The sequence below is a fragment of the Vibrio sp. qd031 genome (assembly GCF_002100145.1).
In the GTDB taxonomy this organism is placed as follows: domain Bacteria; phylum Pseudomonadota; class Gammaproteobacteria; order Enterobacterales; family Vibrionaceae; genus Vibrio.
In genome coordinates this window covers 682625-708270 of the sequence record NZ_JXQD01000025.1, presented here as the reverse complement: position 1 = coordinate 708270, position 25646 = coordinate 682625, and the positions used below count along the sequence as shown (strand labels likewise).

The following is a 25646-nucleotide window of genomic DNA, read 5'->3' as shown; positions in this document are numbered from 1 at the left end:
TGCAATGTTTGAAACCGTCGCGGCGGCCCCCGCCGATCCAATTCTGGGACTGACTGAAGAGTTTAAAAAAGACGCTCGTGCTGAAAAAATCAACCTTGGGGTTGGTATCTATAAAAATGAGCAAGGTGAAACTCCAGTCTTAACTACGGTTAAAAAAGCGGAAGCTGTCTTATTAGACAGCGAAAAAACCAAATCTTATCTTACGATCGAGGGCACTGCAGCTTACGGACTGGCGGTTCAAAAATTGCTGTTTGGCGCAGAATCAAACATTGTAACTGAAACACGTGCTAAAACAGCTCAAGCCCCTGGCGGTACTGGAGCGTTGCGTGTAGCGGGTGAGTTCATCAAGCGTCAATTGGGTGCTCCACGTATCTGGATCAGCAACCCAACTTGGGCCAACCACAACGGTGTGTTCACTGCTGCTGGTCTAGAGACCAAACAATACGGCTATTACAACGCTGAAACGAAAGACAAAAATTTCGATGCTATGGTCAGCGATCTTCAATCTGCTGAGAAAGGCGATATTGTTTTGTTGCACGGCTGCTGCCACAACCCAACGGGTATTGATCCAACAGAAGCAGAATGGCAAACACTTGCAAACTTAGTTGCTGAAAAACAGCTTATTCCCCTCTTCGACTTTGCCTACCAAGGGTTTGCAAAGGGTGTAGAAGACGATGCTAAAGGTCTTCGCATTTTCGCACAAAAATGTGACGAATTATTGGTTGCTAGTTCTTTCTCTAAAAACTTTGGTTTGTACAATGAGCGTGTTGGTGCCTTTACTTTGGTAGCGAAAGACAATGCTGTTGCGACCACCGCGTTTTCACAAGTCAAAGCTATCATTCGCTCTATTTACTCTAACCCACCAGCACACGGTGCTGCCGTTGTGACACATATCTTAAACGATGACGCTCTACGCGCGCAATGGGAACAAGAAGTCGCTGAAATGCGCGACCGAATTCAAGAGATGCGTACCCTATTTGTTGAAACACTGAAACAAGAAGGTGTAGAGGCTGACTTTAGCTTCATCGAACGACAAAATGGTATGTTCTCTTTTTCAGGCCTGAGTAAAGAACAAGTTGAACGCCTCAAAACAGAATTTGGGATTTACATTGTTGGCTCTGGACGTATTAGTGTAGCCGGTATGACCAAGTCAAACATGGGTCCATTGTGCAAAGGCATCGCTGCTGTACTCTAGTCCTGTATTAGGCTAAAAACACAAAAAGGATCCCAAGGGATCCTTTTTTATTGCTGTTATAAATCACGTAATATGCGATTGGCGTACTTAGAAACGAAACTTCGCCGTAATACCAAAGTGGTTAATATCACTGCGGGAAGCGATAATGTATTTTCCGTAACCACCAAAACTAAAGTGAGAATTAAAGTAATAGTCACCGGCTAGCTCAAAGGATGTTTCGTTTGAAATTTTTGAATCCATATACTCAACCACGAAACGACCTTCGAACGATTCCGTAAACCCGTGATAAGCACCAATGTTGATCGCTGAGGTGAAATTGGCTTCGCTTATAACTTCGTCAACATTGTCGTAATTAGATTCTAACCAAGCATAGCCTAACCGACCTTGTACAACGATATCAGTATTCTCTTCAACCAACATGCGGTAGCCAATCATGCCGGTCAAGTAATCTGCCCGTGCATCTGACTCGTCATTGTTAGTAAAACGTCCTTTATAATTAACGCCAAGTAACCAAGACTCGTTAAGCATCAGTTGGCCATTGAGGCTACTCACTGAGACTTTTGAGTTAGGAAAATCATCTGGAATGATCTCTCCGCCACCGAGTGAGACTTGAAAGAAGTTATAATTGACAGGGGTTTGATATTCTCGATAACCGCTCGAAATCACATCCGCTGCTACAACGGGTAACGGTAAAAGACATACTAAAAATAAACGTGTTGCTTTTATATCCATCCTACTTCACTTTGTTTTACATCCTAGCTGTTTGCACGAATTGTATCAGAACATCCTACACATATCTCGACACAGCTTCAGAAAAACGAGTTTAGTTGGTTATAACATTCCTCTCTCAAGCGCATACTTTGCCAAGCCAGCTGCGGTTTGTATTTTAAGTTTGTGCTTTATGTTTTGTCGGTGCGTCTCAACGGTACGGACACTAATATCTAAATTAGTCGCAATTCGTTTGTTACTTTCCCCTTGTGCAATCAGTTTTAATACCGATTCTTCACGTCGACTTAACGGGTTTGGCTCTGTCGATTCGGATTTTCTAGGCGGCTCTGAAAAAAGGGTTTCCGTCACCTTCTTGCAGAAATAAGTGCCACCGCTATAAACCGTTTTAATGGCTTGCACTAATTTGTCAGAGGATATTTCTTTTAACAAGTACCCCATCGCACCAGCTTGCATGGCTTGCATGATGTACTCTTTGTCCTCATGCATGGTTAACATAAGAATTTTTAGGTTTGGATGGCGCGATTTAAGCTCTGTCGTTGCCTCTACACCATTCATTAGCGGCATGTTGATGTCCATAAGCACCACATCCGGTGTCACATCTTCGATCACCTCAATGGCCTGTACGCCATTTGACGCAACACCGACGACCTCGAATGACGCTTCCATGTCCAATCTAAGTTTAAAGCCATCTTGAACAACTTGATGATCATCCACAATAACGATACGAATTTTTTGCATTGCTCTTCCCTATCCTACATCAAGCAAAATTGAGATTTCTGTACCAGCGTCTTTTGCACTGTCTATGTCAAAACTGCCACCCACAAACTCAACGCGCTCACGCATATTACGCAGTCCTATACCATCATTCCCTTTTAAGCTATTACGATCAAAACCGATACCATTGTCACGGACAATCACTTGGTAACTCTCTCCAAGCTGTTGGAAAAGAAACTCCACTCGAGAGGCTTTCGCATGTTTGTCGATGTTAGTTAGCGCTTCTTGGATCACTCGGTATAGCATAGTTGCTTTTTCTGGCGCCGGTTGAGTAATGTCGTCACTCAAAACACGGCTCACATCAATATTTGAATGCGAATTAAAATCGTCTAATAAAGAATTGATTGCCGCCAAAAAGCCAATATCATCAAGAGCAGATGGACGCATCGCATGAGAGATATCTCTTACTTCTTTAATGGCCGACAAAATACCATTGCGGCTGCCTTCAAGGTGTTTAACCTGCTCGAAGTCACCGCTGTCTTTTACTCGGGACATCGCGAGATCTAAATGGCATATAGACGATACCAGCATTTGGTTCACGCCGTCGTGTAATTCTCTAGACAGGTGTTTTTTCTCATCCTCTTGTAACATTACCGTCTTGTGAGCAAGCTCTTTTAAGTTCGAATCCGCTAGGCGATGCTCTCTGACGTTAATAACCAATGTCACTAGAACAATCAGCACCACAGAAATGACAAAGATGGAGGTGAGCGAGAAAAAGGTGTTATTGACGTTACTTTGAACCGAGCGTTGCATATTGGCAACGTCGGTAACGATGTCTTCGATATAAATCCCAGTACCTATCATCCAATCCCAGCGGTCTAACCAAACCGCGTAGCTCATTTTAGCGGCCACTTTTCCCGTAGATGGCCGTTGCCAGTCATAATTATGATATCCCCCACCATTTTGAGCCGCGTGTAGCAGCGAGCCAATGATGGAGTCGCCAAATTGGTCTTTGAGGTGCAGTAGGTTTCTCCCCTCTAACTCGAGGGATATTGGATGAACGAGGTTAAAGCCGTGTTGGTCGTACACGAAAAAGTAACCGTCATCACTATAACGAAGGTTACGCAGTATTTTTTTAACCTCTTGTTGTGCAATATGGTCTGGAATGGCTTCGTCAGAGATGATGTGAGAAATAGCAGCAAGGGCAATATCGGCGCTGTCCAGTAGAGCCTGTTCTCGTGACTCCAACATTTTAGTTTCAAACAGCGAAATCTCATTTTCACCCAATTGTTTCATTTGAAACACACTGATCCAAACCACGCTTACAAATACAATGCACAGTGGAACAATGGTCAATAGAAACAATTTGGTTTTTAACGGCATGGACTCTCCAAGTCATATAATGGCCTAAAACAGCAGGCTCTATTCATAGACTAAGAGAGTCCATCATGGGTTGCGAATGTGTGTGTGATTTGTAAGAACTAAATCACATACCGTAAAACCCTGGGAACACCAATAGTGTTAATAAAACAATAATTTGTATAGCGATAAATGGCATCACACCACGGTAAATGTCCCTTGTTGTCACACCGTCTGGTGCTACACCTTTTAGGTAAAACAAACTAAATCCAAATGGCGGAGTTAAGAACGACGTTTGCAGATTCATCGCGACTAGAATCGCGAACCAAGCCATGTTTATCCCCATAAGCTCGGCTACGGGCGCCACGATCGGTACGATGATAAAGCAAATTTCCACAAAATCGATAAAGAAACCAAGTACTAAAATCACCAGCATGGTCACGATCAAGAAACCCCATTTCTCACCTGGTATTGCTAACATCCACTCTTCAACAAGATAATCGCCACCAGTGTAAGTGAAGGCCATAGAGAAAGCCGTTGCGCCCAACAGGATAGCAAACACCATCGCAGTGACTTTCACTGTCTCTTTAGACGCCTCATATAACATTTTCCAGCTAAACTGTCGGTATAGCAGTGCTAAGACGATTGCACCTGCTCCACCTAACGCCGACGATTCTGTTGGTGTTGCCACACCAGCAAAAATAGATCCTAATACGATAATAATGAGTGCGAGTGGTGGAACTATGGCTTTTACCGCGTTATACACTTCGGTTTTTCTGTCAACGTTTTCTTCTGACAAAATTGGCTGTGCCGCTTCAGGATTCAGTTTTGCGTAGATTAAGATATACACAATATAGGCACCAACAAGAACCAATCCTGGCCAAATTGCCGCTTGAAATAGGTCACCAACGGGGACACCTAATACATCACCCAATAAAATGAGTACAATCGATGGCGGAATAATTTGACCTAATGTACCAGACGCACAAATGGTTCCGCAGGCAAGACCTTTATCGTAATTGTATTTCAGCATAACCGGCAACGATATCAGACCCATTGCCACCACAGAGGCGCCAACCACGCCCGTAGACGCCGCCAGCAATGCGCCAACCAATACTGTTGATATTGCTAGGCCGCCACGTACACCACCAAACAAACGCCCCATCGATTCAAGCAGTTGCTCAGCTAACCGAGTCTTCTGAAGAACCAACCCCATGAACACAAATAACGGAACAGCCATTAATACCGTGTTTTGCATGATCGACTCAATTCGATAAGGCATAAAGGCGAACATATCAAAGCCTTCAGCCCACACACCAAATATAAGTGCGATACCGCCAAACGTAAACGCCACGGGGAAGCCCAATAAGAGAGCAAACAGCGCGACAAAAAACATCACAATTCCAATCACAACGAACTCCGTTTGCGTTATTTGATAGAGGTAGATGGAGAAAGTATTTTATTCAGTGAGTGAAGCAACATGCCTAACCCACTCACAGCCATAAAAAAGAAAGATAAAGGTATCATCGCCTTTATGAGCCAACGATGAGATAGGCCACCTGGATCGCCAGATGTTTCACCTAACAAATAGGACTCTTGCGCAAAGCTGACGCCATACCAGGTGACGAGTAAACAAAAAGGTAGAAGGAAAAACAGCACACCCAGCAGGTCTATCCATGCTTGTACTTTTCGGCTTAATTTTTCGTACAGGATGTCAACTCTGACATGGCCACCCGCTTTTAGTGCGTAAGGTACACCAAGTAAAAATACAGCTGAAAATAAGTGCCATTCCATTTCTTGAAACGCTATTGAAACATCGTTAAAGGCGTAACGCATGACTACGTCATAGACTACGTTTGCTACGAGTAACAAAAACAGTGTCGCGGATATCACGCCAAGTAGGTCGCTGAGTTTATTGATCGCTCTTTCAAGGGTTTGTAGACTTCTCACAATACATTCCACTTTAAGTTGGGGGCATAGCCCCCAATAATTAACAGAGGTAGATTATTTCGCTTGGCTGTTTAGATAAGCGCGATGAGAAATATCTGTCCACGAACGTACTTGCTCTAGGTAAGCCGCTTGAGACATTTGAATCTCTTTGGCTAAAGCATCTTTTGCAGCATGCTCAGCAAGTAGTTTATCGTTAGAAGCTTTAAATGCTGCCATAACTTCTGGTGGGAAATCTTTAACTTGTACGTCTGGGTATTCACTCTTCATGCTCGCCCAGTTTTTGCCACTTTCGTGAGTCGCGTGGATGTACATGTCGTACGCAGCAGTTCTCATTGCTATACGTAGAATTTCTTGTAGATCTTCTGGCAAGCTATCAAATTTACGCTTGTTTACTAGGAACTGAAGCTCAGATCCTGGCTCATGCCAACCTGTGTAGTAGTAAGGGGCAATTTTGTGGAAGCCCATGCGCAAGTCAAGTGATGGACCTACCCACTCTAAAGCGTCGATAGTGCGACGTTCGAGTGAGGTGTACAATTCACCAGAAGCAATGTTTGTAGGTTTAGCGCCGAGGTCTGCTAGGATTTCACCAGCAAATCCTGGAATCCGCATCTTGAGTCCCTGCAAGTCATCAACACTGTTGATTTCTTTTTGGAACCAGCCCCCCATTTGGATATCACTGTTACCGCCTGGGAAAGACATAACATTATGAGGTGTATACACTTTCTCCATCAACTCCATACCACCACCGTGGTAGAACCAAGCGTATTGCTCCGCTGGTGTCATACCAAAAGGCATGGCGGTAAAGTAAAGTGTATTCGGTACTTTCCCTTTCCAGTAATACGACGCTGAGTGTCCCATGTCGTATTGACCCGATTTAACCATATCAAACACACCGAGTGGCGCTTTATGCTTGTTGGCTGAATCGATACGAATTTGTAGGCGTCCATTTGACATTTTTTCGGCCATTTCAGCCATATTCTTAGTCGCATCACCAAATATTGGGAAGTTAGGTCCCCAAGTCTCGGCAAGCTTAAGACGATATACCTTGTCTGCTGCAGTGGCGCTAAAGGCGATTGCTCCTAACGCCAAAGAGAGGGTTGATGTTTTTATCAGTGTTTTAATCAGACCACTCATGATCTCTTCCTTGTTGTTGTGTAAACGCCTTAACATTGGCGCTTACTGGTCAAAAGGAAAATACCGAGTGTTACCGATCGTAATCGGCGAGATGTAACATGATAAGACCTATGTAGTACGTAGTACTACGTAATGGAAATTTAAAGCTCAACGTAAATACATATATTTATCAATAATATAATTGGCAGTTATGCTAACAATATTCTTCAATAACTACTTAGGTAGTCACATTAGTAAAAGATTACATAAATGTGAAGCCAGGCGTGATAAATCATTACAAAAGAGTAACATTAAGGGTTTTGGTGTCGAGATTGATATCATTAAACAAAAAAAAACCGAGCAATGCTCGGCTCTTTACACACAGTGTTCCGTGACTATTTAGTCGTGTAAATCACTTTGTTTCCTGCTTGCTGATTGCGAACAACCAACTCTTGCTCGACAAGTTTTTTGAGTGCACCTGTCGCCCAAGAAGCGGCTTTAGCGTCTTCTTGACCAGCTTCTAGGCCAATCCCTTTCGGGTTAATACCTTCTGGGTTTGCGCGGACAATATCAAAGACCTGTTGCTGCTTTGCAGTAAGCTTGATTTCACTAGCCGGTGCCACTGGAGTAGACACTGGCTGTTGCTCGGGTTCAACTTTTTCATTCTTAGGAGTCGTCTTAACAACAACTTTTGGCGCAGTCGTTGCACCCGTTTTTACCCATTTTTTAAGTTTATTCTGAACCTTACGCTTGTGAGCAAGTCTCATTTTAGTCTCCATTGAGGTGTCTTACAAAAAGTGGCGCACAGTCTATAACAAAAGGCGCGTCAAATTAAGCACTTGATGGGTATTTACTCGAACTTGTCGACATATCGCGTCCAATCGACGATAAAACACTCAATTAATACAGCGGCATCTCGTCAGCGACAAACGGGTTAGAACGTCGTTCATGACCAAACGTAGACTCTGGGCCGTGACCAGGAACAAATTTCACTTCGTTCCCAAGTGGCCAAAGCTTTGACTTTATTGAATCGATTAAGGTATTAAAGTCACCTTTAGGAAAATCGGTGCGGCCAATGCTGCCGTTAAACAGCACATCCCCAACAAACGCCAATTTTGCACTCTCAGAAAAAAGCACTACATGTCCAGGAGTATGGCCAGGTGTATGGATCACTTGCAAAGTCTCATCGCCAAATGTCACTGTGTCACCCTCATTGAGCCATTGCTGAGGTTCAAACGCCTCTGTCAGTGGAAAGTTGAACATTTGACTTTGCCCAGGCAATCCCTGCAGCCAGAAATTATCGTCTTTGTGTGGGCCAATAATGTCGATGTTTAACTTTTTCGCAAGATCGGTTGCGCCGCCCACATGGTCAAGATGACCATGGGTCAACACCACAGAAACTACCTCGACCGACAACTGCTCTATTTGACGCCTGATAGCCGCTACATCGCCACCTGGATCGACAACAATGGCCTGCTGTGTTTTATCGCACCAGACAATTGAGCAATTTTGAGAAAATGATGTAACAGGTAATACGTGATATTGAAGGGCCATGACTCACCAAAAAGGATTAATTATTTTGCCGAACTATCGCAATTCAGCTAAGTAAAATCAAGCGTCTAATTCATAGCAAGGTCAAATAGTCGCGAGACATCATCATACCCATAGATATCTTTACGCATGTGAAGCTGCCCATTTTCTACCCAAGCAGACCGATAGATAAACTCGACTGGAATTCCTCGTTTCATTCTGACCTTTTTGTTACTGTCGTCACTGAATAAAGGTGACTTGGACTGACCTGACACCTCAAGCAATGTTTGAGCAAACTTATCAGCGCCTTGAACCCGAACACATCCAGAGCTAAATGCTCTTTCTGAGCGACTAAATAGTCCTTTTGCTGGCGTATCGTGTAGGTAAATAGCACGGTCATTAGGGAGTAGGAATTTGTATTGACCCAGAGCATTATGCGAGCCTGAGCTTTGAGTCATTCGGTAATTAAATGTTTCGGCATCCACTGAAGACCAGTTAATAGCGTTACTCTCGATCACTCGATCACTTCCCCAATACGGTATTATGGAGATATTTTGTTCCACCAAATACTGGTTATTTCTGGCAACCTTGGGTAGCAAGTCTTTTCGCATTATCTTGATGGGTATATTCCAGGTAGGGTTTACCACGATGGTACTGAGACTGGTCCACATTAGTGGTGTTGGCCTATCCTCTTTACCCACGATAACACGTGTTTCAAATTCGAGTTGATTGTTAGCCCAAAATTTCATTTTGTACTGCGGCAAATTAACTTGGATATAGGCCCTTTTCTGGGTTGAGAATCCACGTGAACGCTCAATGTTAAGTGCAAGAACCCTTATTTTTTGCGCCGCTGGATAATTTATCCAGTAAAGGGTCTGCTCCCCAACAATGCCGTCGGCCTTTAGTCCGTGAAGACTTTGAAACTGCTTAACCTGTTGCTGCCATTGCCAATCATAGTCGTAGTGTGTTGTCAGTTTAGCTGGCACAACAATACCGCTTGCGGACAGTTTTTGAGCCAAAAGCTGTGGATCGTTGATTTGTGTGCCTCGGCGTAGATGCTGAGTAAAACGCTTCTGTAGCCCTTGGCTGTTCGAAATCACTTTTAGTTGTTCAATGACGGGCACATTGGTCTTATAAATGGTGCTTACTGGGTGAGTCCTTCCAATAAATGCAAGCAATTGATCGTTTCTGATAGCGTCTATGACCTGATCCAATTCCCGATCAGAGATCGACGGTAATTTTCGACTAACCTGACCACCGTGAAACCACTGCTCTGCATTATTTCGTGCGTGATGGGTGTAAGACAGGTATCGAAGAAAAGCGTCTGTCGCGAGCAATTCGTATCGATAGTATTGATGATTTAGCTTTGATTCTTGCATTGATAAGTAGAGTGATGAAAACTCTCTTGAAATGCCAGCAAGATGAATAACCTCTAATCGAGCTTCGAGCTCATCCGCTAATGTTGGATCCAACCACACAAACTGGTGATGTATTTCTTCATAGAGAGATTCAATGGTCGCTGGGTAGTTCAGTGCATTAAGTTGTTCTGAGGAAGAGACCCAGCCCAGTCTTTGTAGCATACTTGATGACGCCGCAGCGCTAAAACACATCACTACAACAGTGAGCAATACCATATTCAGTTTCATGACAGCATCCTTGAACTGATTTCTTCCCTTAAGTATGGCAAACATTTATAAAAAAAATCTCGCATAACGCGAGACTTTAATTAACTCTATGAATCATTTATCAATTTTAAGACGGTGTTTACCATGACTGACTTTCGCTTGTAGATAGGCTTCATTGCCCTCTTTAATGTGTGCTAGTGTCGAAACAACCTGATCAATATTAATGTTGTGAGACCGCAGGTCATTAATTTTTTTCGGGTTGTTAGTAATCAATCGAATAGTACACACATCGAGAGCGTGCAACATTTCAGCCGCTTCATGGAATTCGCGTAAATCATCGCCAAACCCCAACTTATTATTAGCTTCGTAAGTATTGAGCCCTTGGCTTTGCAGTTCGTAAGCATCAATTTTGTTGTACAAGCCAATACCACGACCTTCCTGACGTAAATACAGAAGAATGCCGCCTTGATGTGACATCTTGTCGATCGTTTCATCCAGTTGCTCACCACAGTCGCAACGAGACGAATGAAAAACATCACCAGTCAAACATTCTGAGTGCATACGAACTAACGGGAATTCGCTTTGCTTATCGGCTTGTTTAAAAATGAGCGCTACATGCTCTTTATCACTGCTTAATCCGTTGAAAGACAGTAACTCAGCATCTATGTCACTACGTTGACCCACCTTCAATGAAACACGAGCTCGAACTTCAGCCATAGAATCTCCTAACAGCTATTAGCACCTACGCCAATAGATGACTTCACTTATTATCGCTAACTATGGGGTTATCGTATTGATAAATCAATCTCTTTAGAAATAAGTGAAGAATAAATAGCCACAAAAGCAAAAGGGCCGCTAATGCGGCCCTCATAGTAATTCATAGACGATCAGTGTGTCGCTTTAATTTTTTGACTGTTCAGTTCTAGCCACAGCTTTTCAAGCTCGCGCTTTTCTTCTTGGGTAAACAATTCGTTGGCAAATTCAGAGCACAGTACTAGGTTGCCAATATGAGCTTCAAACTCTTTTTTCCATTGTATGATAAGCGCATCCATAGCTATACCCTAACTTTTGAAAGATTCCTTCTTGATCTAAAGAAAACTATACCGAACTCAATCCTGTTAATCTAGTCGTTTTTTGTACTATTTGAGCTTTTTTTAAACAACCCATAAATGATGAACGCAAGTAAACCTAGCAATACCAGTGGAGCAAACCATAAGACCAACGTTTGATTATTGAGGCCGGGGTTATAGCGGACGAACTCACCGTATCGATTTGTCATATACTCTATAATGTCTTGTTCAGATTGCCCCTGTTTAACTTTTTGATACACCAGCAACCTCAAATCCATTGCCATCGGCGAATTAGACTCAACAAGGTTTTGATTTTGGCATTGCGGACAACGCAATGATTTTGCCAAGCTAACGGCTCTTTTTTGTTGCTCTAAATTATCGAACTCAAACAATTCTACTTGTGCAATTCGATCTTTATTGTCTGAGACAAACAGCTCACTTCCATGACTGTAAACACTGCCAATAAGTAAGAGGAAGGCGAAAACGACCAACTGCCATCGTTGTATGAGTCTCAATGTTTCACTACTCCATTAGTAACGGTTTGAAGTATCGGTTCCATTTCGCGTCATCTAAAGCGCCACGAAAACGAGTTAAAATAATACCTGAGCCATCAATCAAAAAGGTTTCTGGAGTACCAACAACACCGAATTCCATGGCAACGTCCCCTAATGGATCAAACACCACTTGTGAAAAAGGATTGCCCCTATCGCGCAGCACTTGCCTAGCAGAAGTGGCAGTATCCCGGTAATTGATACCTATGATATTTATGTCCTGGGTATTGCTCAGTTCGAGTAAATACGCGTGCTCTAGCATACAAATAGAACACCAAGAAGCCCAAATATTGACCAACGTATATTCCCCTAGTTCATCTTGTATGCGCACGGTATTTCCGTCAAAGTCTATCCCGGTAACCTCAGCAATCGACTGTCCACGCATAGGGTCTTGTTCGACGATATGATGGCTGGACTCACTTTCCAGTGCAATATAGGCTGACATAAGCACAACCACACCAAGAAGAGCCAGTAATAGAATGGTCAGTTTTTTCACGTCTGCTCCCTAATTTGACTAGGCACGGTAATCGCGCGGTATAGGCGTAAAATGGCGGCAATGACCAGCATAATTGCGGCAATCCACACGAAGCTCATACCCGCTTTATATTGAAACTTTATGATGTAACTGCCGTCAGCTAGTTTGTTTCCGAGGCTTAAGTAAAGATCGCCGTGCCATAGCGAGGCAATAGCTGGTTCACTCATATTCATGACTCTGACTTGGTAATGCCTTTTTTGTGGTGTTAATTCATATACACTGTTGCTGTTAACATTGTCCACGATTGAAAATCGCCCTTCCAAAGCCGTGTAATTAGGTCCGACCAACCAGCGTTTCTCATCAAATGAAAGCGTATAATCAATGAGATCTGTGCTCTCGCCTACGCTGACTTTACGGCTTACCTGATAGGAATGACCCTCGTAAACAATTGAGCCCGCGACTAACATCAATATTGCCATATGCGCAATATACGATACCCAGTGCGTTCTTATTGTTAATTTTAAGGTCATTAATGAAGCTGCGCAGAAGGTCAACGGCAATAACAGTATTGATGCATAACTCGTGAAACCAAATGCGGAATAACTAAGCACTAAACCACAAATATACAACAACGCGCAAATTAAACCCTTGCGCTTATAAGCCATGCCGGAGACTAAATGTACACATAACGCGATAAGACCCACAGCGCAGATTATTGAGAACATTGTATTAAAATACGGTGCTCCTACTGAAATCGAACCTAAGCCGAGGATCTGAAATATCATCGGGTAAAATGTGCCAAGCAACACGACCATGGTGGCTAATACCAAAAGTCCAACACTGGTCAGCAGAAATAATCGTAACGGTGTCCAACGCACACTATGTGAGGTTGTAAGCCGTTCGGCATTAAGGACCAGGGGTATAGCTCCCATTAATAGCACTAATACGCTTAGACCAATCAACACGACCCCTTTACTTGGATCAACAGCAAAGGCATGAACTGACGTTAACACGCCGGACCGTACAATAAAGGTACCAAGAAGGCTTAAGCTAAAAGTGACGAAACACAATGCTAGCGCAACAACCGGAAAGGCTACGTGGCGTTTAACGACAGACAGCGAATGAATCAGCGCTGTGGCTGTAAGCCAGGGTAATAAAGACGCGTTTTCGACCGGGTCCCAAAACCACCACCCTCCCCATCCAAGTTCGTAATAAGCCCACCAAGCCCCCAAAGCGATACCGCCCGTTAAAAAAGCCCATGACACCAAAGACCAAATGCGGATAAGAGAAAACCATGATGTTGAGATTTGACCATTCCACACAGCAATACACGCCGCTGCAAACGGAGCGCTAAAGCCGACATACCCTACATACAACAATGGCGGGTGGATAATGAGCGCCACATCTTGCAACATGGGATTCAGATCTCTTCCCTCAGACACCCACATTGACTGCAATTCAAACGGGTTAGAAAACGCCAATACGAATACACTTAGCACTCCACCAATGCTCATCATCAGCAACAGCGTTTGCTTTAAGTAATCTGTGTTGTCCGTCGAATGGGTGCTAATAATCGTCGCCCAAAAGTGGACTACCCATACCCAAAATAGCATTGAGCCTTCATGCCCGCCCCAAACCGCTGCTAAGCGAAAAAACCAAGGTAATTGAGAGTTAGAGTGAGCGGCGACATAGGAATTAGTGAAATCATTACTGTAGAAACTCCATGCCAACATTGCCATCGACGCAGTCACAGCCAAAAAGGACGACCACACTAAATACTGGATAGTGCGAGCTGACCAATGGGTGTTGGGCGAAGTAATATACACCGCTATCAACTGCACGCTGGCAAGTAATGATAGCGAGAAACCAAAACACAGTAACAGTAAGCCAAGGTGAGACAGCATGTTAAATTCTACAGTGAGAAATTAGGAGAAAGTTAGGGTAACAGTTAACCACAATGGCGGCTAATTGATTGTATATATGAAAGTAATGAACGTGAACTCTGTGCTCACGTTCATTATATTGCGCGATTAAACAATCGTCATTTGTCCTGCATAGAGCACAAAGGTACGTAACATCAGTACACCGATTAAACTCATGCTGGTGACGAGAACAATAAACACCGGTTTGTGACGAGTATGAGCACCAACAAAGTAGTTAAGAGCCAATGGCCCTATCATGCCAAATGCGACCACACCCCACCAAAACCATTTCGCCCAAAAACCACCTCCAATTGCATTCCAAGCTGCCAACTCTGCAGAGCCGCCACTGAAAATAAGGCCGGTAAAAAAGGTAACGATGACGAAAAGTTCAAACAGGACGACTGGACGCTCAAAACTGTGCACCCAGGCAACGCTTTTTCCTGTCGCAGGCTCTTTAAACCATTGAGTGCCAAATAACATGCATGCCGCAGCGCCTGAAGAGAGCGATGAGAACAAGAACAGTATCGGCAATACTGGATTATTAAGCATTGGATAGGTTTTTAATGCGGATAGCAAGAACCCTGTATACGCGGCGAGCATTATTGCTAAGAGCCCCAAAAACAGTTCGATACCATTTTCAAACTTTTTAAACCAATCGATTATTCCAGCCGCAAAATGTAACGGCTTAGGCATATACTTCATGATGGTATCTTTAAAAATAATGGCTATCCAAATAAACAGAATTACCATATAAACTTGGAACAAGATCACCCCCATCGACATCACTGACGTTGGGTTGTAATAGATCATTATTTTCCAAAATGATAAGGGTTTCGTTAAATGAAAGACCAATATCAATAGACCCGAAATAATACCAAATGGCGCAAGCCAAGCGGTTGCTTTCAATATGCCATTGTCAGCAGGGTCGCCTTCGATCACTTTACGTTTAAGATATATGGATATCATGACGGCGCCTGCCGACATACCCGCTAAAAATAAGTAAATAGCGATTATCCAATCCCACACTAAGGAGTCGAAGTTAAAAGCGGCTTCAAAACTTGTCATCTTAAATTTCCCCCTTGTCATGCGGGACTTTATACAGCTTCGGCTTAGTACCTAAATCGACTTTGTCACGGTACACCGTCTTATTGTTAAGGACCTTATTGATGTCACTGTCTGGATCGTTAAGATCACCAAAAGTGAGTGCTTTAGTCGGGCACTTTTCGACACAAGCAGGTAGTTTTCCCTGTGCTAGATTGGTATCGCGACAAAAATTACACTTATCCGCAGATTTTGTTTCAGGGTTAAAAAATCGAACTTGATATGGACAGGCTGCTAGGCAATAGCCACAACCGACACATTTATCATTATCAACGTCTACGATGCCCGTGGCGGCATCGGTATAAGCGGCGCCTGTTGGACAAACATACACACAAGGCGCATTGTCGCAATGCTGACATGAAGTTCGGTTGAATTGGTAGTCGGTATTAGGGTACTCACCCTTTGGATCGGAGCGAGTGATTTCGAGTCGAGATACACCTTCTGGGACGTTATTCACTTCTCGACAGGCGTCGGTACAAGCGGTACAGCCGATACAGGCAGTTTCGTCAAAAACCATTCCGTAACGCTTTTTGCCATCTTCCATTTCATAGGCTAGCGACTTAGTACTTACCGTCGCCGTTCCCGCCACACCAGTAGTCACAATGACAGCACCGGCGCCAGCAATGAAGTTTCGTCTTGAGCAGCTCATACTCTACTCCTTGATGTCATGGGTACGATTAAAGTCAGCATGACAAGCAACACACATCTCGATAAGTTGTTTACGTTCGTAGTTTAGAACACCTTGATCATGGCCATGAACTGCGTGGCAGTTTGTGCAGGTCAAATTCTTAGCGTGTACATCATGAGTCCAGTTTGCTTTTTGCAAACGCTCAGGCGTATGACAGTCGGTACACTGTTGGTTTGCCTTTAAGATCTCATCATGGGAAAGAGTGGTGGTTTTTGTTCCTTGGCGAGATTGAGCCGGCTCAAAAGTCGTCACTTGATCTGCGTTGACTCTATGTTCAGGGCCAATGTTGCCGTGGCAATCAGTACAGGTAACGTTTTTACCCTTCTTTTCTAAAAAGCCTTCTCCATGAGACTGTCTAATCGTGTCCTGAGCGTCTTTATGACACTGAATACACTTATAGTCGGGATCTCGTTGCAGCTCGACAACATGTCGAGAAGAGTCAGCTTCTGTGCCAACGACTCCTTCATCTGCTATCGAGGAAAAAGAAAAACCAAAGAGACAAAGTACTAGAATGGAACGTAGCAGTGTCACCATGGTCAATTTAAAATTGTCCATATTTCATTCCTTGTGCCAGACAGTGTTTTCTGTTCAAAGTAAAACACCTGGATATAACAAGTGCTTGAAGCATTTAATGCCTCAAGTGAAATCGACTCACATTTTAAAATTAACCACAACGCTAACAGGGTAAAGTGTAACTCGATATTTCCAGTTGGCGATATTTTGATGCCTATTTAGTGACCCGTTTCACTATTTCCCCTTCAATTGATAAGGGTTATCAATTAGCTGTTAAATCAGGTGCTTAGCCCTTAATGGGAAATATTATACCCCTTTAGAGGTAGTTTATTTTAAACACGATCTGCATCACTCATCAAAATTGATTTGGCGCAATTTTAACCAAATGTTAATTGGCTAATAGTGCAATAACTACTTACACTTAGCCGTAATACGAAACATCTTCGATTCAACATTTGAAATCTAACCTCACAACGCTAGGTATCAAAATTAAAATACGGAGATAGCATCGTGAATAAGCAATGGATAAAACATTCCGCTGCGGTATTGGGTTTAATAATGGGAGCCACCCTTGGCTCTTCGTTGGTGTACGCCGCTGACGACAAGTTTGATGATCCCCGCAACGAGACATTTGAAGCCAACCACCCTGATCAATTCCATACTTGGAAAGCGACGTCGGAAAGCAGTGAGCTAGAAGATGCGTTAGAAGGCGATCCAAACATGGTCATCATGTGGGCAGGATATGGCTTTGCAAAAGACTATAACAAAGCGCGTGGTCACTATTACGCACTCGACGATGTACGCCAGACACTTCGTACTGGTGGTCCAACTGACGAGAATACAGGTCCAATGCCTATGGCGTGCTGGAGCTGTAAAAGCCCAGACGTTGGTAGAGTGATTGCCGAACGCGGTGAAGACGGTTACTTTGAAGGTAAATGGGCACGTTTGGGTGCTCAAATTGCCAACCCAATCGGTTGTTCTGATTGTCACGACACCAGCACAGAAGAGTTTAAGAACGGTGAACCCGCACTTAAACTAACTAAACCGTATGTCGAACGTGCAATGACCGCTATCGGTAAACCATTTGAAGATATGAACCGCCTAGATCAACAAGCGGCAGTTTGTGGTCAATGTCACGTAGAATACTACTTTACCGGTCCAAACAAGAGCGTGAAGTTCCCATGGGATATGGGTACAAACGTCGACGAAATGGAACAGTACTATGATGCGCTAGGCTTTAAAGATTGGACGCACGGCGTGTCTAAAGCTCCAATGTTAAAAGCACAGCACCCTGAGTATGAAACATGGCGAGATGGTATACACGGTAAAAACAATGTCGTGTGCACTGACTGCCATATGCCTAAAGTAACGAAAGAAGATGGCACTGTTTACACTGACCATAAAATTGGCAATCCGTTTGACCAATTTGAAGATACCTGTGCGAACTGTCACACCCAAAGCAAAGACACGCTACAAGGCATAGTTTCAACACGCAAGGCTCAGGTGCTAAACATGAAGTTAACGGCCGAAAAACATATCGTTGCCGCACACTTTGAAGCGAAAGCGGCTTGGGATGCTGGCGCTACAGAGTCTGAGATGGACGATATTTTACAAGATATCCGTCATGCTCAATGGCGTTGGGACTACGCCATCGCATCACACGGCGTACATATGCATGCACCTGAAGTGGCGTTAGAAGTATTAGGTACTGCCGTTGACCATGCATCTGATGCACGTACTAAGCTGGCTCGCCTACTTGCGACCAAAGGTATAACAGATCCAATTGCACTACCGGATATATCGAGTAAAGAGAAAGCACAACAGGCATTGGGTATGCCAATGGATAAATTAAACGCTGAAAAACAGCACTTCTTAGAAACTCTCGTCCCTCAATGGGAAGAAGAAGCTAAAAAGCGCGAAACAACATACTAATCTCCTAACCTCACGACTAAGCGGCCACTTAAAAGTGGCCGCTTTTTTATTTGTATACATACTGTGACTGGTGAATAGGGGCGGCTAATGTTTTAACAATTCAGCTTGATGGATCAAACTAATAAGTCTTTCACGATCAACGCCCAATCGGTCAGACTCGATGATCTGCTCCCAGTAGTTTATAGCCTTATCATATTCAAAGTTCACAAACGCATCTGACGCTAATAGGGTCAATGCGCTTTCATTGTCACGGTCAATAGACAAAGATTGGTCAAGCGCTTGTTGCACCTCAGCGGTGATGCGCTGTTTGTTAATATAATACAGCGCAGTTGCACCACCTGCCCATGCATCTGCGTTATCGGGAAGCAAACGTCGACTGTAATCAAAACAGGTTAACGCCGACTCGAGCTCGCCGCTAAACAGATAGAATTTGCCCAACTCCAACCAGGCCAATCCATCATTAGGGTTATCACGCAGCGCATCTTGAAGCTCAAGCATAGGATCGCTTGACGGTTCCATTGCGTGTTGGGCCATTTCATTGATGGTGGGTGTTACTGGAACTGGCGTTTTTAGATACCACCAGCTTCCAAAAGTAACCGCAACGACCACACCGCAGCTTAGATATAACGATCGATGAATCATTGTGTGTTCCACTATATTTGCATAAACCACTACCAGGAGCTAACGTCCTGGTAGTGACTCACCGTTTTAAACCGAATAAAAAGCCGGGCAATGCCCGGCTTAAATCGTTGTACGTGCTTTACTCTTGGTCTTGAGTTGGCTCGTCTTTATTCTCGTCTTCTGATGAGCTTGTCTGCTCTGTAGCTTCAGCGACTACTTCGCCTTCTTCGCCTTCTTCAAGAAGAGGCTCTTCCTCTATCTCGTCAATGCGTTGAAGCGCTACGACATTTTCATCTTCAGCCGTTCTGATTAATGTAACACCTTGAGTATTACGTCCAACCTGACTGACTTCTGCGACACGAGTACGAACCAGTGTTCCTGCATCGGTGATCATCATGAACTCATCACCGTCTTCAGTTTGCACTGCCCCTACTACACTTCCGTTACGCTCAGAGACTTTAATTGATACAACGCCCTGCGTTGCACGGCTCTTCGCTGGGTATTCCTCAAGTACAGTACGTTTACCGTAGCCGTTTTGAGTCACAGTAAGAATGTCGCCTTGGTTGTGCGGAACAATCAAAGAGACCACTTGATCGTCATTGATTAACTTAATACCACGTACACCAGCCGCAGTACGACCCATGCCACGCACTTGTGTTTCGTTAAAGCGAACCACCTTACCAGATTTAGAGAACAACATAATATCGTTCTCGCCATTGGTAATGTCTACACCAATAAGCGAATCTTCATCACGTAGGTTCACGGCGATCAAGCCGTTAGAACGAACATTAGCAAACTGATCCAGTGATGTTTTCTTCACTGTACCGTCACCGGTTGCCATAAAGATAAATTTGTCGTTACTAAACTCAGATACAGGCAAGATTGCTGTAATACGTTCTCCGTCTTCCAACGGCAGAATGTTTACAATTGGCTTACCACGAGCAGTACGGCTTGCCTGAGGCAATTGGTACACTTTTAGACGGTAAGTTTTACCACGAGTAGAGAAACACAGGATATTGTCATGAGTATTTGCGACCAACAAACGCTCAATGTAATCTTCATCCTTCATCTTAGTGGCGCTCTTACCTTTACCACCGCGACGTTGAGCTTCGTAATCACTCAAGATTTGATACTTAACGTAGCCTTCGTGTGACAGTGTCACTACAACATCTTCTTGAGCAATCAGCTCTTCCATATCAATGTCGTGGATCGCAGCGGTAATTTCTGAACGACGCTCATCACCAAATGAATCACGGATTAAATGCAGTTCTTCGCAAATCACTTCCATTAGGCGTTCAGTATTCGCCAGGATGTGCATCAACTCTGCAATTTCGTCGAGAAGTGCTTTGTACTCATCGAGGATTTTTTCGTGTTCTAGACCGGTCAATTTTTGTAGACGAAGATCCAAAATCGCTTGCGCTTGTTGCTCAGTTAAGAAGTACTGACCATCACGAATACCGTATTGCTCTTCCAACCATTCTGGACGTGCAGCATCAGTTCCAGCTCTCTCGAGCATTGACGCGACATTGCCTAAGTCCCAACCTCTAGCGATCAGGCCTTGTTTTGCTTCTGCGGGAGTCGGAGCTTGACGAATCAACTCGATGATTTCGTCTATGTTGGCTAACGCCAATGCCAAACTCTCAAGAATGTGCGCGCGATCGCGTGCTTTACGAAGCTCAAAAATAGTACGGCGAGTAACCACTTCACGGCGGTGATCAACAAAGCGGTGAATCATCTCTTTAAGGTTGAACAGTTTTGGCTGGCCATTATCTAGGGCAACCATGTTCACACCGAAAGTAGTTTGTAATTGAGTGAGTGAGTAAAGGTTATTCAGTACGACTTCACCAACTGCATCACGCTTACACTCAATAACAATGCGCATACCGTCTTTATCAGACTCATCACGCAGTGCACTGATGCCTTCTACTTTCTTATCTTTAACCAGCTCGGCGATTTTTTCGATCAGACGAGCTTTGTTTACCTGATAAGGTATCTCACTGACAATAATGGTCTCTTTGCCATTTTTCTCAGCTTCGATGTCTGCTTTGGCTCGCATGTAAACTTTACCGCGACCCGTTTTATAAGCGTCAATAATCCCTTTACGACCGCTAATTAATGCGGCCGTTGGGAAATCAGGACCTGGAATGTACTCCATAAGCTCATCGATAGTGATCTCTTCATTATCAATGAAAGCTAAACATCCGTTAATCACCTCAGTAAGGTTGTGAGGTGGGATGTTTGTTGCCATACCTACCGCGATGCCAGAAGAGCCATTGACTAATAGGTTAGGTACTCGTGTAGGCATTACCGCAGGAATTTGTTCGCTGCCGTCGTAGTTAGGTACGTAATCAACGGTTTCTTTGTCAAGGTCAGCCAACAGTTCGTGAGCGATTTTCGACATACGAACTTCGGTATAACGCATTGCCGCGGCAGAGTCACCGTCGATAGAACCAAAGTTACCTTGTCCATCCGCAAGCATATATCGTAACGAGAATGGCTGTGCCATACGAACTATAGTGTCGTATACCGCACTGTCACCGTGTGGGTGATATTTACCAATTACGTCGCCAACAACACGCGCCGATTTCTTGTATGGTTTATTCCAATCATTGCCAAGTACATTCATCGCAAACAAAACGCGACGGTGCACCGGCTTTAAGCCGTCACGCACATCAGGAAGTGCACGACCCACGATGACTGACATCGCGTAGTCGAGATAAGAGCCGCGAAGCTCATCCTCAATGTTTACGGGCGTGATCTCTTTTGCTAATTCGCTCATGGAGCCGCTATCCCTCTATATTACTTTTCGTTATTGCATCGACTCGACGCAACACGTGCAAGACCCGAAAATATACCATACATAACTTAAAGCCTGAATTACTTTCCCGGGCTGTTTTTAAGGTTGTGACATAGGTTGCGCGTTAATTGTTCATTTTTGGCGCCCTATTTGCTAGGTGATTGAAAAATAACCACTCTAACTCACCAAACTTAAAATCTATCGTATCACGCATCCCTTTTGCAATTTATTCGGTATACTTGCTCAAAATCATCAAATGGACTGTATGTGTGACTCAAAACGTTGACCTAGCTGAAATCAAAAAATTTGAAGACATGGCTTCTCGCTGGTGGGACCTAGAAGGTGACTTTAAGCCCTTGCATCAAATCAACCCGTTGCGGTTGGGTTACGTCATCGAGCATAGCAGCGGTCTATTTGGTAAAACCATTCTAGATGTGGGATGTGGCGGCGGTATTCTTGCCGAAAGCATGGCTCACCAAGGCGCAGTCGTTACCGGTTTAGATATGGGCGCTGAACCGCTTGAAGTAGCGAGATTGCATGCCTTAGAAACGGGCGCAAAACTTGAGTACGTACAACAAACTGTCGAGTCTCACGCTGAACAAAACCCAGAAAAGTATGATGTGGTGACTTGCATGGAAATGTTAGAACACGTCCCCGACCCCGCATCCGTGATACGTGCTTGTTATGCATTGGTTAAACCTGGGGGTAAAGTGTTCTTTTCAACGCTCAACCGAAATATAAAGTCCTACCTATTTGCCATTGTCGGTGCAGAGCAGCTGCTAAAGCTGGTACCTAAGGGTACTCATCACCACGAAAAATTTATCAAACCCGCTGAACTGCTCAAAATGGTCGATCAAGCTGACCTTATCCCACTAGGTATAACCGGACTCCATTACAACCCATTGACCGACAATTACTGGTTGGGGAAAAATGTGGACGTCAACTATATTGTCCATACTCAAAAACAGCGGTAAATCCCCAGATTTCAATCTAAAAATGACTTTAGTGATGTCGATGGCATCACTAAGGCTTATTCATTAGTTTATGCCAGTTTTAATGTACAAAACCGTGCACTCGATCTTCAAAAGATCCTCAAGAGTCGATCTCGCTATAATTTAAATAAATCAACATATTTATTTGAATTGGCGTTCATATTTCCCCCATCATTCAAAGGGGAGTTTTCACATGTCTTGTGATAGCTAAATTGTTGCGTGAGTGGTTGCTAACATATTTTTTTAAATCACTGCTTATACCCATATTGATGAGAAATTCAAGACTTGATCATTATCAATAAACTCTCTATCTTGTAGCACCAGCACAGAGTTATAACTATATCTTGTGTTTACTAACTAACCAATTAGTTAGACATGGATCACTAAGTCGGGTTATTTGAAGTCTTAAAACTAATAAAACGCGGCTTTACTTACCAAGTTATGGATACAGAGCAAAATGAACCAACAACTTACCGTCACTAAACGGAATGGACGTCAAGAAAACATTGATCTCGACAAAATCCACAAAGTGATTACTTGGGCCGCAGAAGGCCTAGAAAACGTTTCTGTTTCGCAGGTAGAACTCAATTCTCACATCCAGTTCTATGATGGCATTTCAACCTCAGATATTCACGAAACCATCATCAAAGCAGCTGCAGATCTTATCTCCGAAGAGACGCCCGATTACCAATACCTAGCAGCACGTCTTGCGGTGTTCCATTTGCGTAAAAAAGCGTATGGCCGCTACGAGCCGCCTAAGCTTTATCAGCACGTGGCACGCTTGGTCGATATGGGTAAATACGACAGCCATATTTTGGAAGATTATTCTCAAGCAGAACTTGAAGAGCTTGGTGAGTACATCGATCACAAACGCGATTTGGACTTTTCCTACGCCGCTGTAAAACAGCTGGAAGGTAAATACTTTGTTCAAAACCGCGTTTCCGGTGAAATCTACGAAAGTGCGCAGTTCTTATACATCCTAGTGTCTGCTTGCCTTTTCGCGAATTATCCGCGCGACACTCGTTTAAGTTACGTTAAGCGTTTTTATGACGCGACCTCAACGTTTAAGATTTCACTACCAACACCAATTATGTCTGGTGTTCGTACTCCGACACGTCAATTTAGCTCGTGTGTATTGATCGAATGTGGTGACAGCCTAGATTCTATCAACGCAACCTCAAGCTCGATTGTACGTTATGTCTCGCAACGCGCTGGTATTGGTATCAATGCTGGTCGTATTCGCGCACTAGGATCTGAAATTCGTGGCGGGGAAGCATTCCACACCGGTTGTATTCCTTTCTATAAGTATTTCCAAACCGCTGTGAAGTGTTGTTCTCAAGGTGGCGTTCGTGGTGGTGCAGCCACGGTGTTCTACCCACTTTGGCACGGTGAAGTACAGTCGTTACTGGTACTAAAAAACAACCGAGGCGTAGAAGAAAACCGTGTTCGTCATATGGACTACGGGGTTCAACTCAATAAACTCATGTACAGCCGATTGGTAGAAGGCGGAGACATTACTCTGTTTTCTCCGTCTGATGTACCTGGGCTCTACGATGCCTTCTTTGAAGATCAAGACGAATTTGAACGCTTGTACGTGAAGTACGAAAACGATGCCAGCATTCGCCAAGAAAAAATCAAAGCGGTAGACTTGTTTTCATTATTGATGCAAGAGCGTGCGTCGACAGGCCGTATCTACATTCAAAACGTCGACCACTGTAATACCCACAGTCCGTTTGACGCTAAAGTAGCGCCTGTTCGTCAATCTAACCTCTGTTTAGAAATTGCGTTACCAACAAAGCCACTCAACAATGTAGAAGATGACGAAGGTGAAATCGCCCTATGTACATTGTCAGCCTTCAACCTTGGTGCAATCAATGAGCTTGATGATTTTGAAGAGCTTGCAGACCTGGTAGTGCGCGCTTTGGATGCACTACTCGATTATCAAGACTACCCATTACCTGCTGCGTACAAATCGACCATGAATCGCCGTACGCTTGGTGTTGGCGTAATTAACTACGCTTACTACCTAGCCAAAAATGGGGTGAAATATTCTGATGGCAGTGCAAATGGACTCACTCACCGTACTTTTGAAGCGATTCAATACTACTTGCTGAAAGCGTCCGTTGGGCTCGCGAAAGAGCAAGGTGCGTGTCCGCTATTTAACGAGACAAATTACGCGAAAGGTCTGCTGCCGATAGATACCTACAAAGCTGATCTAGACAAGATCTGTGATGAACCATTGCATTTCGATTGGGATGCACTGCGTGACGAAATCATGACGCACGGTCTACGTAACTCTACGTTAACCGCGTTGATGCCGTCTGAAACGTCTTCACAAATCTCTAATGCGACCAACGGCATTGAGCCACCACGTGGCTACGTCTCGGTCAAAGCGTCAAAAGATGGCATTCTTAAGCAAGTTGTTCCTGAATTTCGCAAGTACAAAGAGAACTATGAGTTGCTTTGGACCATTCCATCGAACAACGGTTACCTACACCTAGTCGGTATTATGCAAAAGTTCGTAGACCAAGCGATTTCAGCTAACACCAACTACGATCCTAACGTTCACGACAGCGGCAAAGTGCCAATGAAATTGCTGCTTCGCGATCTGTTGACGGCGTATAAATTTGGCGTTAAAACGCTTTACTACCATAACACTCGTGATGGTGCCAAAGACGAACAGCAAAACGGCGGTGTCGTGGTAGAGCAAGACGACGACTGTGCAGGCGGCGGTTGTAAGATCTAACGTCTAACCGTAAAACGAATTAA

Annotated in this window: 23 protein-coding genes; 4 read left to right on the top strand and 19 right to left on the bottom strand. The window is 43.9% G+C overall.

Features of this window, described 5'->3' with window-relative positions; all coding sequences use genetic code 11:
- The first annotated feature begins 4 nt into the window (after positions 1-4).
- Positions 5-1195 carry an amino acid aminotransferase gene (locus ST37_RS15170; protein ID WP_084887854.1) on the top strand — a complete coding sequence of 397 codons (1191 nt, stop codon included), beginning with the start codon at positions 5-7 and terminating at the stop codon, positions 1193-1195.
- 87 nt (positions 1196-1282) lie between these two features.
- Here the strand turns inward: ST37_RS15170 and ST37_RS15165 are convergent, their stop codons facing one another.
- From ST37_RS15165 to nrfB, 17 genes are all read right to left on the bottom strand, one after another.
- On the bottom strand, positions 1283-1927 hold the full coding sequence (locus tag ST37_RS15165; RefSeq protein WP_084887853.1) for a hypothetical protein: 645 nt from the start codon (positions 1925-1927) through the stop codon (positions 1283-1285).
- Between the two features lie 99 nt (positions 1928-2026).
- Positions 2027-2662: a response regulator transcription factor gene (locus ST37_RS15160; protein WP_084887851.1), complete on the bottom strand. Its 636-nt coding sequence runs from the start codon at positions 2660-2662 to the stop codon at positions 2027-2029.
- Between the two features lie 9 nt (positions 2663-2671).
- On the bottom strand, positions 2672-4021 hold the full coding sequence (locus ST37_RS15155) for a cache domain-containing protein (RefSeq protein WP_084887849.1): 1350 nt from the start codon (positions 4019-4021) through the stop codon (positions 2672-2674).
- Positions 4022-4124: 103 nt separating this feature from the next.
- Positions 4125-5408 (bottom strand): TRAP transporter large permease subunit, encoded by a 1284-nt coding sequence (locus tag ST37_RS15150; protein ID WP_084887847.1) that lies wholly within the window; start codon positions 5406-5408, stop codon positions 4125-4127.
- 17 nt (positions 5409-5425) lie between these two features.
- Complete coding sequence (locus ST37_RS15145; RefSeq protein ID WP_084887844.1) at positions 5426-5947, bottom strand: TRAP transporter small permease subunit; 522 nt, start codon at positions 5945-5947, stop codon at positions 5426-5428.
- A gap of 54 nt (positions 5948-6001) precedes the next feature.
- Positions 6002-7081, bottom strand: a complete 1080-nt coding sequence (locus tag ST37_RS15140; RefSeq protein ID WP_084887842.1) for a TRAP transporter substrate-binding protein — start codon at positions 7079-7081, stop codon at positions 6002-6004.
- Between the two features lie 374 nt (positions 7082-7455).
- On the bottom strand, positions 7456-7827 hold the full coding sequence (locus tag ST37_RS15135) for a MarR family transcriptional regulator (RefSeq protein WP_084887840.1): 372 nt from the start codon (positions 7825-7827) through the stop codon (positions 7456-7458).
- Between the two features lie 133 nt (positions 7828-7960).
- Complete coding sequence (locus ST37_RS15130; protein WP_084887838.1) at positions 7961-8614, bottom strand: MBL fold metallo-hydrolase; 654 nt, start codon at positions 8612-8614, stop codon at positions 7961-7963.
- A 65-nt stretch (positions 8615-8679) separates the two neighbouring features.
- Positions 8680-10236 carry a L,D-transpeptidase family protein gene (locus ST37_RS15125; RefSeq protein WP_172401010.1) on the bottom strand — a complete coding sequence of 519 codons (1557 nt, stop codon included), beginning with the start codon at positions 10234-10236 and terminating at the stop codon, positions 8680-8682.
- Positions 10237-10329: 93 nt separating this feature from the next.
- Positions 10330-10932 (bottom strand): GTP cyclohydrolase II, encoded by a 603-nt coding sequence (gene ribA / locus ST37_RS15120; RefSeq protein WP_084887834.1) that lies wholly within the window; start codon positions 10930-10932, stop codon positions 10330-10332.
- Positions 10933-11102: 170 nt separating this feature from the next.
- A complete protein-coding gene (locus tag ST37_RS20035) occupies positions 11103-11267 on the bottom strand; it encodes a hypothetical protein (RefSeq protein ID WP_172401009.1) in 165 nt (54 codons plus the stop codon).
- 71 nt (positions 11268-11338) lie between these two features.
- Positions 11339-11800 carry a heme lyase NrfEFG subunit NrfF gene (gene nrfF, locus ST37_RS15115; RefSeq protein ID WP_084887833.1) on the bottom strand — a complete coding sequence of 154 codons (462 nt, stop codon included), beginning with the start codon at positions 11798-11800 and terminating at the stop codon, positions 11339-11341.
- 7 nt (positions 11801-11807) lie between these two features.
- Complete coding sequence (locus ST37_RS15110; RefSeq protein WP_084887831.1) at positions 11808-12332, bottom strand: DsbE family thiol:disulfide interchange protein; 525 nt, start codon at positions 12330-12332, stop codon at positions 11808-11810.
- On the bottom strand, positions 12329-14215 hold the full coding sequence (gene nrfE, locus ST37_RS15105) for a heme lyase NrfEFG subunit NrfE (protein ID WP_084887829.1): 1887 nt from the start codon (positions 14213-14215) through the stop codon (positions 12329-12331). The genes ST37_RS15110 and nrfE overlap by 4 nt, the downstream gene beginning before the upstream one ends.
- 126 nt (positions 14216-14341) lie before the next feature.
- A complete protein-coding gene (nrfD, locus tag ST37_RS15100; protein ID WP_084887827.1) occupies positions 14342-15298 on the bottom strand; it encodes a cytochrome c nitrite reductase subunit NrfD in 957 nt (318 codons plus the stop codon).
- Position 15299: 1 nt separating this feature from the next.
- Positions 15300-15983: a cytochrome c nitrite reductase Fe-S protein gene (gene nrfC / locus ST37_RS15095; protein WP_084887825.1), complete on the bottom strand. Its 684-nt coding sequence runs from the start codon at positions 15981-15983 to the stop codon at positions 15300-15302.
- 3 nt (positions 15984-15986) lie between these two features.
- Entirely contained in the window at positions 15987-16577 is a 591-nt protein-coding gene (gene nrfB / locus ST37_RS15090; RefSeq protein ID WP_084887823.1) for a cytochrome c nitrite reductase pentaheme subunit, read from the bottom strand.
- A gap of 468 nt (positions 16578-17045) precedes the next feature.
- Here nrfB and nrfA point away from each other — a divergent pair, with 468 nt between their 5' ends.
- Entirely contained in the window at positions 17046-18467 is a 1422-nt protein-coding gene (gene nrfA / locus ST37_RS15085; RefSeq protein ID WP_084887821.1) for an ammonia-forming nitrite reductase cytochrome c552 subunit, read from the top strand.
- A gap of 84 nt (positions 18468-18551) precedes the next feature.
- Here the strand turns inward: nrfA and ST37_RS15080 are convergent, their stop codons facing one another.
- A complete protein-coding gene (locus tag ST37_RS15080) occupies positions 18552-19109 on the bottom strand; it encodes a hypothetical protein (RefSeq protein ID WP_084887819.1) in 558 nt (185 codons plus the stop codon).
- Between the two features lie 118 nt (positions 19110-19227).
- Complete coding sequence (gene gyrA / locus ST37_RS15075; RefSeq protein ID WP_084887816.1) at positions 19228-21867, bottom strand: DNA topoisomerase (ATP-hydrolyzing) subunit A; 2640 nt, start codon at positions 21865-21867, stop codon at positions 19228-19230.
- Positions 21868-22154: 287 nt separating this feature from the next.
- On the opposite strand from gyrA, the gene ubiG reads away from it, so the two are divergent.
- Positions 22155-22859: a bifunctional 2-polyprenyl-6-hydroxyphenol methylase/3-demethylubiquinol 3-O-methyltransferase UbiG gene (gene ubiG / locus ST37_RS15070; RefSeq protein WP_084887814.1), complete on the top strand. Its 705-nt coding sequence runs from the start codon at positions 22155-22157 to the stop codon at positions 22857-22859.
- 475 nt (positions 22860-23334) lie between these two features.
- Entirely contained in the window at positions 23335-25623 is a 2289-nt protein-coding gene (nrdA, locus tag ST37_RS15065) for a class 1a ribonucleoside-diphosphate reductase subunit alpha (protein ID WP_084887812.1), read from the top strand.
- Positions 25624-25646 lie beyond the last annotated feature (23 nt).